We start from the raw sequence: 6709 nt of genomic DNA, 5'->3' as shown, positions 1-6709 counted from the left end.
CCGCGGGGGCCCCCCCCACCCCCCCCCCCACCCCCCCCCGGCCCCCCCGCCCCCCCCCCCCGGGGCCCGCCCGCCCCGCGGCCCCCCCCCCCACGCCCGCACCAACCCCGCGCATGCTCAGAAAGGGCTCCGATGCACCCTTCTCTCAGCTCCGAAACACTCGCCCGACTGCGGCGGCAGCACCCTTATCCTGCCGTGTCGCTGCTCATGCCGACGCATCGCCGTGATCCGGACAAGGAGCAGGACCCCGTCCGGCTGCGCAATCTGATGGCCGAGGCGAAGGAACAGCTGGAGACCGATCCCGACGTCCCCCGGGCCACCCGCATCGCCATCACCGAGGAGTTGAACCGGGCGATGCGGGAGATCGACCTGGTGCATGCCGAGGACGGCCTGGTCGTCTTCGCCGCGCCCGGGGAACACGAGGTGTGGATGCTCGGCCGGACCGTGCCGGAACGCGTGGTGCTCTCCGACACGTATCTGACCCGCAATCTCGTTTCGGCCCAGGCCGCGGAACGCCCGTTCTGGGTGCTGGCCATCTCGTCCGACCATGTCACGCTGTGGAGCGGCACGGCCGACCGGCTCACCGAGATGCACCGGGGTGCCTTCCCGATGACCCGGGTCTTCGAGAACTTCGACGCCGAACGCCGCGAGCGGATCGGCGATGTGCCGAGCACCTTCACCGACGAGGCCACCCGCCAGTTCCTGAAGGCCTCGGACACCGCGATGGGCACGCTGCTCAAGACCGACCCCAGGGCGTTGTACGTGGTGGGTGAGCCCGCGGCGCTCTCCCTGCTCGACCACGCGGGGACGGTGTCCAGGGGCAAGGCCGTCCACGTCCCGATGGGCGGTCTCCAGCACGGTCCTGCGGATGCCCTCTGGCACGCGGTGCGCCCCCATGCCGAGGCCCGGGCGCGGCAGGAGGTCGAGAGCGTGCTCGCGGAGCTGGACCGGGCCCGTGGGCGGCGTGCCTTCGCCGCCGGGCTGGACGAGATCCACCAGAACGTGATGTCCGGCCGGGTCGCGCTGCTGGCGGTGGAGGAGAACTACCGCGAGACGGTCCGTGATTCCGGTGGCCACCTCCTGCCGGCCGAGCCCGGCGACCGGGGCGCCCTCGACGACATCGTGGACGAGATCGTCGAGAAGTCCCTGGAGACCGGTGCGCAGGTGCGCTTCGTGCCCGACGGCACGCTCGCCGGGGTGGGCGGGATAGCCAGCGCACTGCGGTACTGACGTCGCTGAACGTCCGCCGATGCCCTGCCCTGACCCGTCACGCCGGCGGGCAGGGTACGGGTGCGCGCCCGTCTCGGACCGAAGGCCCACCGGGCGCGCACCGGAAGAAGGCTCCCGGCCTTCCGGGAGTCGACTGTGCGATGACGACTCGGTGAACCACCCGCGCGGCACGTTGATCCGTTGCTCCCGTTCGCCTTGACTCGGCCCCGGTGCCGTGCGCCGCCGACCCAGGCCGTACGCCCGCACGTCGTGCCGGTGACCAGAGAGACGGCTTTGGGGGTCGTTCGCAGTGCACTTGCCCTTGGCGACCCACCAATCTCCGGGCAGCACACGAGCGCTCGGGGCCGCGCTCGACGACTCACCGATGTCGCGGCTGCATCTGAGGTTCTGGCTGCTCTCTGGGCTCGGCATCATGCTCGACGGCTTCGACTTCTTCATCATCGGCGTGGCGAATCCGCTGATCGCCAGGGACTTCGGCGTGGGCGCGGCCGAACAGGGGCTGCTCTCGGCCGCCGCGATCGTCGGTGCCGCGCTCGGCGCCGCGCTGCTGGGCCCGCTCGGCGACCGGCTCGGGCGCAGCCGGATCTTCCGCGTCGACCTGTGGTTGTTCGTCGTGTTCTCGGTGGCCTGCGCCTGCGCCTGGGACATCTGGTCCCTGATCGCCTTCCGGCTGCTGCTCGGAGTGGCGGTGGGGCTGGACTACCCGATCGCGGCGAGCTATCTGGCGGAGATCCTGCCCAGCCGCAACCGGGGACGCTGGCTGGTCGGCGCGTTCAGCCTCCAGGCGGCGGGCATCCTGCTGGGATCCGCGGTCGGTGTGGTGATCCTGCTCCTTCTGCCGGACCTCGGCTCCTGGCGGCTGATGCTCGGATTCGGTGTGCTTCCCGCCCTGCTCATCATCGTGCTCCGGCGAAGGATGCCCGAGAGCCCCCGCTGGCTCGCCCGCAATGGCCACGACCAGGAGGCCTGCGCAGTGGGGCAGGCGATGACCGGGCACCGGATCCACCTCACACAGCAGGACCGCGAGCGCCATGCCCCGCCCCCGGAGGGGCTGCGCGCCTTCGTCCAGCCGCAGTTGTTCTCGCGCAGGCTGCTGCGGCGCACGGTCTTCACGGCAGTGCCCTGGTTCCTGATGGACATCGCGACCTACGGCGTGGGCATCTTCACCCCCACACTGCTCGCCGGGTTCGCGCTGGGCGGCGCGAACGCCACCTTCATCGCCGACGACATCGTGTCCACCGAGGGCACCGCCGCGCTGGACGTGTTCCTCGTGGTCGGGTTCGCGCTGGCGATCGCCCTGGTCGACCGGGTGGGCCGGGTCCCGCTCCAGCTCGTCGGCTTCGCGATGATGACGTTCGCGCTGTGTCTGCTGGCAGTGTCGGACGAACTCCACGGGGGTTCCCCGGCCCACCTCGCGATGGTCTTCACCGGCTTCGCCGTGTTCAACGTCTTCATGAACACGGGGCCCAACGCGACGACCTTCGTCCTGCCCGCGGAGGTCTTCCCCGCCGACGTACGGGCCGCGGGCCATGGCTTCGCGGCCGGCTGCGGAAAGGCCGGCGCCGCGCTGGGGACGTTCCTCTTCCCGGTGCTTCTGGCGGACATCGGCCAGAGCGCACTCCTGTACGGCATCGCTGCGACGAGCGCGCTCGCCTTCGTCGTCACGCTGGTCTTCCGCATCGAGCCCGCAGGGCGCTCGCTCGACGAGCTCACCGGTGAGGAAGCCACCGCCGTCGCCCCGCGCGTGGCCCCGCCGTAGGCCGCGTGGTGTACGTGCCCGGTGCAGCGGCGACGCGTTCAGCGAGTGCCGGGGCCCGCCCGGCGAGCACGTGCGGTGGGCGCTCGCCGGGCCGGACGACCGGCGTCACGGGCCGCTTCCCCGGCCAGGGGCCGGACAGCCGGCGCGTGACGGCCAGCAAGACGGCCAGGGCCCAGATCTTCCGTGTTCACGAAGGAACGGGGTGCGAGGGAGACCCTCGCACCCCGGATCCTTCGGTGCCGTCATGCTCGGCTTGCGCGGACGACGTGCACGACACGCGCGACACGGACGGCCGGTCAGACGATTCGACCGCCGAAGGGACCGCCCAGGCCGTAGTAGGCACCCAGCGTTTCGTGGTAGCCGGGGTCGCCGAGGTGTTTGTCGCGGTGGAACTCGGGGGCGTCCTTGATCTGGTCCTTCGTCCTGTCGACGTAGATCTTCCGTTCCTCCACGTCGATGCGGCTCACCGTGCTTGCCGGAAGGAGCACTTCCCTGCCGAAGATCCATACACCCGTGTCCACCACCAGGTATGCGTCAGTGACCTCATCGGAGTGCTTGTCGACCTTGCCGATGCTGCCGTCGGTCGCCTCGACCTTGTAACCCGTCAGGTCGGTCCCCGCCAGGTGGCCCGCCGTGGACTTGTAGCTCCACATCTCAGTCACGTTGAATCCTCCCTGCACAACGAGGCAGGCTTTCCGCCTCGGTTTCGCCTTTCCGGGCTACGGACTTCAGAGCCCGCCGGTCTTTCGCTGTCCTCGGTCGTGTGCCCCCGTATTCCCGAAGGACACCCACCGCGTTCCCCGCGCCGCGTCCGCTTGGCGGTCCCTCTTCGGCTGACGGAGGTGTTCGCGCGCGGCTTCCCGCTCGGGCGGTGAGCGACCGGCGACCGCCACCTGCGGCGCCGTCACTCGGCCGGGGAGTCGTCCGAGGTGTAGCGGGAACGGGCCCAGACGGGAAGGACCAACCAGCAGAGGAGGTACCAGGCGAAGACCCCGGCGACGAGATAGGGCACGAAGCCGTCGTGCGTCGCGGTCCGCAGGATCAGGAAGAGCGCCGAGACCAGAGTGGCGAGCAGGAGCACCAGCCCGAGGAACGTGAGTCGTGACGCCCAGACGACCATCATCGGCTTGATGCTCCGCCCTGAGACGATCCGATGGAACGCCACCGGCCCTATGAGCGCCCCCGTGGCCAGCGACCCCAGGATGACCGTCACGATGTAGATGGTCCTGTCGGTCTGGCCCAGCTTCTGGAAGGCCGGTGTGAACACGACCGTGAGCAGGAACCCGAAGAGGATCTGCACACCCGTCTGCGTCACCCGTATCTCCTGGACGAGCTCCTGCCAGCGCCGGTCCGCTCGCTCGTCCTCCGTCTCGCCGCGGCTGTCGCCTCGACCGGCCTCGCCGGATGCTCCGTCTGCACTCATGTGGCCTCCTCTGCCGGAACGGTCACGGGCGTGTACCCCCCGCCCGCACGCCGTGAACCTGCCAAAATCGCGGTCGGCGTTGGCCGTCGCGCGGGATGCCGTGGCCCACATGACCCCGGCTGTCGCAAGGTCGATACTGGTGAACGGGGCTCCGTCCGCCTCCCGCACCAGATCCGAACAGGAAGTGCACCGGTCAGAGAGTCACCCGCTGAGCTCCCTAGGAGAAGGCATGAAGATGCTGATCAATGTCCCGGAGACGGTCGTCGCGGATGGGCTGCGGGGGATGGCCGCCGCGCACCCCGAGCTGCGGGTGGACGTGGAGAACCGGGTGGTGGTGCGGACCGACGCGCCCGTCTCCGGGAAGGTGGCACTGGTGTCCGGGGGCGGTTCCGGGCACGAGCCGTTGCACGCCGGGTTCGTGGGCCCGGGAATGCTGAGCGGGGCATGCCCCGGGGAGGTGTTCACCTCACCCGTGCCCGACCAGATGGTGCGTGCGGCCGCGGCGGTCGACAGCGGGGCCGGGGTGCTGTTCGTGGTGAAGAACTACACGGGCGACGTCCTGAACTTCGACATGGCGGCCGAGCTGGCGGAGGACGAGGGTGTCCAGATCGCCAAAGTGCTGGTCAACGATGACGTGGCGGTGACGGACAGCCTCTATACGGCGGGTCGGCGCGGGACGGGCGCGACGTTGTTCGTCGAGAAGATCGCGGGGGCGGCGGCCGAGGAGGGTGCTCCGCTGGAGCGGGTCGAGTCGATCGCACGCGAGGTGAACGCACGGTCGCGGAGCTTCGGTGTGGCGCTGACCGCCGTGACGACGCCCGCGAAGGGCTCCCCCACCTTCGATCTGCCGGCCGGTGAGCTGGAGCTCGGCATCGGTATCCACGGCGAGCCTGGGCGCGAGCGCCGGGCGATGATGACGTCCCGCGAGATCGCGGACTTCGCGGTCGACGCCGTGCTGGAGGACCTGAAGCCGTCGACTCCGGTGCTGTTGCTCGTCAACGGAATGGGGGCGACGCCGCTGCTGGAGCTGTACGGGTTCAACGCCGAGGTGCATCGGGTGCTCGGCGAGCGGGGCGTGCCGGTGGCCCGTACTCTCGTCGGGAACTATGTGACCTCGCTCGACATGGCCGGGTGCTCGGTGTCGATCTGCGCGATGGACGAGGACCTGATGAGGCTGTGGGACGCGCCGGTGCAGACTCCGGCGCTGCGGTGGGGCCGCTGATCCGATGGACCCCGTACGTGCCACGGAACCGGCAGGAGGAGTGCACGTGTCCGAGACCCTCGACACCGGGTTCTTCCGCCGCTGGATGTACGCCACGGCCGACGCCATGGCCCGTGAGGCGGCGCTGCTCACCGAGCTCGACTCGGCGATCGGCGACGCGGACCACGGCATCAACATGCAGCGTGGGTTCGCGGCCGTCAGGGCCGCGCTGGAGAGCGACGCGCCCGACACCCCGGGAGCCATGCTGGTGCTGGCCGGGCGGCAGCTGATCTCGACGGTCGGCGGAGCTTCGGGGCCGCTGTACGGCACTCTGCTGCGGCGGGCGGGCAAGATGCTCGGCGACGGCACGGAGGTGTCGCGGGAGCGCCTCACCGAAGCGCTGCGGGCGGGGGTCGCGGCGGTCGCACAGCTCGGCGGGGCGAAGGCCGGGGACAAGACGATGCTGGACGCGCTGGAGCCGGCCGTGGAGGCGCTGGACGAGTCGTTCGCGGCGGCCCGGGAGGCCGCGGAGCAGGGCGCCGCCGCCACCGTGCCGATGCTGGCGCGCAAGGGAAGGGCCAGCTATCTGGGCGAGCGCAGTGTCGGGCACCAGGACCCGGGCGCGACGTCGTCGGCCCTGCTGGTCGCCGCCCTCGTCCAGGCCGCAGCGGACGGCGGTTCCGGGGAGGCGTCGTGAGCCTGGTGGGAATCGTCCTGGTCTCGCACAGCGCGGAGGTGGCTCTTTCGGTCGCCACGATGGCCAGGGCACTGTCGGGCGGGGGTGAGACAGCGCCGATCGCCGCGGCGGGAGGCACGGCGGACGGCCGCTTCGGCACCAGTGCCGAGCTGATCTCGAACGCCGTGGCGGAGGTGGACCAGGGCGCGGGGGTGGCCGTGCTGGCGGATCTCGGCAGTGCCGTGCTGACCGTGAAGTCCCTGATCGCTGAGGGCGAGCAACTGCCCGACGGCGCACGGCTGGTGGATGCTCCGTTCGCCGAGGGCGCGGTCGCGGCGCTCGTCACCGCATCGGCGGGCGCGGATCTGGACGCGGTGGCAGCGGCGGCCACGGAGGCATACGACTACCGCAAGGTGTGAC

At 70.8% G+C, this 6709-nt stretch carries 7 protein-coding genes; 5 read left to right on the top strand and 2 right to left on the bottom strand.

The window, feature by feature from the left end:
* Window positions 1–132 precede the first annotated feature (132 nt).
* Both ACFV6V_RS11945 and ACFV6V_RS11940 read left to right on the top strand, forming a co-directional pair.
* Entirely contained in the window at window positions 133–1230 is a 1098-nt protein-coding gene (locus ACFV6V_RS11945) for a chemotaxis protein (RefSeq protein WP_385562731.1), read from the top strand.
* Window positions 1231–1594: 364 nt separating this feature from the next.
* Window positions 1595–2989 (top strand): MFS transporter, encoded by a 1395-nt coding sequence (locus tag ACFV6V_RS11940; protein WP_385562728.1) that lies wholly within the window; start codon window positions 1595–1597, stop codon window positions 2987–2989.
* A gap of 296 nt (window positions 2990–3285) precedes the next feature.
* Here ACFV6V_RS11940 and ACFV6V_RS11935 read toward each other — a convergent pair whose 3' ends face one another.
* Both ACFV6V_RS11935 and ACFV6V_RS11930 read right to left on the bottom strand, forming a co-directional pair.
* Complete coding sequence (locus ACFV6V_RS11935; RefSeq protein WP_385562935.1) at window positions 3286–3642, bottom strand: PRC-barrel domain-containing protein; 357 nt, start codon at window positions 3640–3642, stop codon at window positions 3286–3288.
* A 251-nt stretch (window positions 3643–3893) separates the two neighbouring features.
* Window positions 3894–4412 (bottom strand): DUF6328 family protein, encoded by a 519-nt coding sequence (locus ACFV6V_RS11930; protein WP_385562725.1) that lies wholly within the window; start codon window positions 4410–4412, stop codon window positions 3894–3896.
* Window positions 4413–4641: 229 nt separating this feature from the next.
* On the opposite strand from ACFV6V_RS11930, the gene dhaK reads away from it, so the two are divergent.
* From dhaK to ACFV6V_RS11915, 3 genes are read left to right on the top strand one after another with little or no spacing between them, the layout of a single operon-like run.
* Window positions 4642–5634 carry a dihydroxyacetone kinase subunit DhaK gene (dhaK, locus tag ACFV6V_RS11925; protein WP_385562723.1) on the top strand — a complete coding sequence of 331 codons (993 nt, stop codon included), beginning with the start codon at window positions 4642–4644 and terminating at the stop codon, window positions 5632–5634.
* Window positions 5635–5638: 4 nt separating this feature from the next.
* Window positions 5639–6310 carry a dihydroxyacetone kinase subunit DhaL gene (gene dhaL / locus ACFV6V_RS11920; RefSeq protein WP_385562720.1) on the top strand — a complete coding sequence of 224 codons (672 nt, stop codon included), beginning with the start codon at window positions 5639–5641 and terminating at the stop codon, window positions 6308–6310.
* On the top strand, window positions 6307–6708 hold the full coding sequence (locus ACFV6V_RS11915; RefSeq protein ID WP_385562717.1) for a PTS-dependent dihydroxyacetone kinase phosphotransferase subunit DhaM: 402 nt from the start codon (window positions 6307–6309) through the stop codon (window positions 6706–6708). The genes dhaL and ACFV6V_RS11915 overlap by 4 nt, the downstream gene beginning before the upstream one ends.
* The last annotated feature ends 1 nt before the right edge of the window (window position 6709 follow it).

Origin of the sequence: Streptomyces sp. NPDC059828 (assembly GCF_042731955.1) — a bacterium.
Taxonomy (GTDB): Bacteria; Actinomycetota; Actinomycetes; order Streptomycetales; family Streptomycetaceae; genus Streptomyces.
This window is presented reverse-complemented; position numbering and strand designations above follow the sequence as displayed.

Coding starts and splice junctions, on each gene's coding strand:
- dhaK (WP_385562723.1), top strand. CDS start 4,642: ATGAAGATGCTGATCAATGTCCCGGAGACGGTCGTCGCGGATGGGCTG.
- ACFV6V_RS11935 (WP_385562935.1), bottom strand. CDS start 3,642: ATGTGGAGCTACAAGTCCACGGCGGGCCACCTGGCGGGGACCGACCTG.
- dhaL (WP_385562720.1), top strand. CDS start 5,639: ATGGACCCCGTACGTGCCACGGAACCGGCAGGAGGAGTGCACGTGTCC.
- ACFV6V_RS11930 (WP_385562725.1), bottom strand. CDS start 4,412: ATGAGTGCAGACGGAGCATCCGGCGAGGCCGGTCGAGGCGACAGCCGC.
- ACFV6V_RS11945 (WP_385562731.1), top strand. CDS start 133: ATGCACCCTTCTCTCAGCTCCGAAACACTCGCCCGACTGCGGCGGCAG.
- ACFV6V_RS11940 (WP_385562728.1), top strand. CDS start 1,595: ATGTCGCGGCTGCATCTGAGGTTCTGGCTGCTCTCTGGGCTCGGCATC.